Annotated in this window: 3 protein-coding genes; all 3 read right to left on the minus strand. The window is 28.7% G+C overall.

Annotated elements, in window-relative coordinates:
- Nucleotides 1-567 (minus strand): prenyltransferase (locus tag CHL78_RS19995; RefSeq protein ID WP_199534139.1); only part of this gene is annotated, 567 nt, incomplete at its 3' end.
- Nucleotides 567-1,397: a carbohydrate ABC transporter permease gene (locus CHL78_RS20000; protein WP_094368797.1), complete on the minus strand. Its 831-nt coding sequence runs from the start codon at nt 1,395-1,397 to the stop codon at nt 567-569. The genes CHL78_RS20000 and CHL78_RS19995, both read right to left, overlap by 1 nt.
- On the minus strand, nt 1,387-2,112 hold a 726-nt coding region (locus CHL78_RS20005; protein ID WP_147295871.1), incomplete at its 5' end, for a carbohydrate ABC transporter permease. The genes CHL78_RS20005 and CHL78_RS20000, both read right to left, overlap by 11 nt.

Consider the following 2,112-nt stretch of genomic DNA (forward strand, 5'->3'; position numbering starts at 1 on the left):
CATTATCATCGCTATTAGCGCATATAAAACTATCGAGTAACTCATAGTATTAGTTTGAATATACGCTGATACAAAACAACTGATAGCCCCCACAAATACACCTGAAATTAATTCTCCAACTGGATATACTATATATGGCTTAGGTCCCAATGAATATCCTACAGCGGCAAGTACACTAACTACTCCGATTATTAATATATTAATATTTTTAGTTATGAATACTATAGATAGTCCACATACCCCGCTTACTACTAACAATATCATCATAACTACCACTGCATCTATTAGCTTTGCGTCTCCTCTTACTAATCCTTCGCTGCCCATATGACCTGTAAATGTGTCTTCATTTTCTTCATTTTTTAAATATGCTCTTATCTCATTTGCTATATTTGCCACTATATTTAAACTAAATCCTGTTATAAACATAAGTATAAGTAATAAAATATCAAGCCTACCTTCTAAATAAGCTCCAAATAATCCTCCACTTAGAACAGGTAGTCCTGTTGCAAACCCCGTCCTTACCTCCATTACAGTATACGCTCTTTCAAAAAAATTCTTCTTAGTCATTATTTAATACTCCCTGAAGTTAAACCTTCATAAATGTGTTTTTGTAAAAAAATAAAAAATATTATCATTGGAATCATACTTATAATGATTCCAGCACAAATAATTTGCCATTGGATCTCATAAGGCCCAATAAACTTAAATAAAGTTGTAGAAACTGTCTGTAATTCTTTATCTGGCATATATAAAAATGGAATATAAAAATCATTATAAATTGAAATAATTTTTATCATTATTATACTGACAGTTGCAGGTTTTACTAGAGGTAAAATTATCTTCCTATATATATGAAAATAATTAGCTCCCTCTAACATGGCTGCTTTGTCTAGTTCACGAGGAACCTTATCTAATGCTTGTAGATATATGTATATCATAATTACATCTGCACCAATATATATAAGCATTGGTGCTAATCTTGTGTTGTATAATCCTATTTTATCAATCAACTTAAATGTAGCTACTTGTGATATTTCCATAGGCACAATAGATACAATTAAATACATTAGTAGTATAAGTTTTTTTCCTTTAAAATCAAGTCTATTAATTGCATAAGCAACCATAGAACCAACTATCAAACTACCTATCACTCCAAATAAAACTAATATAAAAGTATTAAAAAAACCTACCAACATATTCCCTTCAAGTAAAGCTGATTTATAATTTGACATGTTAAAAAAATTATCCGGTAGTGTAATACCTGTTGTATTTGTAAATTCATCAAAGCTTTTAAAAGATCCAAAAAATATAGTCAAAATAGGCAATAAAGCAGCAATTGACCAGATTAATAAACTTCCATATATAATAGTTTTTTTAAGTATATTTTTAATACCCATCTTTATCATTCCTATATATTTTATTTTGTAAAATAAGCAATATACCAATAGCTATAGCCAATATAACAGCCATACTAGATGCAAGTCCAAACATCCTCTTTTCAAATGCTGTCTTCATGGTTTGTAGTAAAAAGGTTGATGTTCCATTAGATCCATTAGTCATAATCATGGGAATCTCAAATGCGGATATTGCTGCTATAGTTATTAATATAAAATTCAATTTAATAACTGTTTGTATATTTGGTAATATCACATATCGTATTTGTTGTATAAATGATGCTCCTTCTAATTGAGCAACTTTTTTATACTCCTTTGGAATAGATGCAATTGCTCCAAGATACATTATAAAACTAAATCCTGTATATCTCCAAAGTGAAATACTAGCCAATGTATAATTCACAACCTTTGGATCTCCAATCCAAAATTTTATATGTTCTTCAAGTCCAAATATCGAAAGTAACTCATTAAATGTTCCATCTGGACTATAAAACATCCTAAACATCATAGATATTGCAACTCCACTAATTAATGTTGGAAAAAATATAGTTGCTTTAAAAAAAGATTTGAATTTAACTTTTTCAGATAGCAAAATCGCAAAATACAACGATACTACCATTTGTAATATACCAGATACAAAATAATAAAAGCTATTTAAGAATACCTTTATATAATCTGGATCTGTTATAATCTTAATAAAATTATCTGCTCCTACAAA

Origin of the sequence: Romboutsia weinsteinii (assembly GCF_002250835.2) — a bacterium.
GTDB lineage: Bacteria > Bacillota > Clostridia > Peptostreptococcales > Peptostreptococcaceae > Romboutsia_A > Romboutsia_A weinsteinii.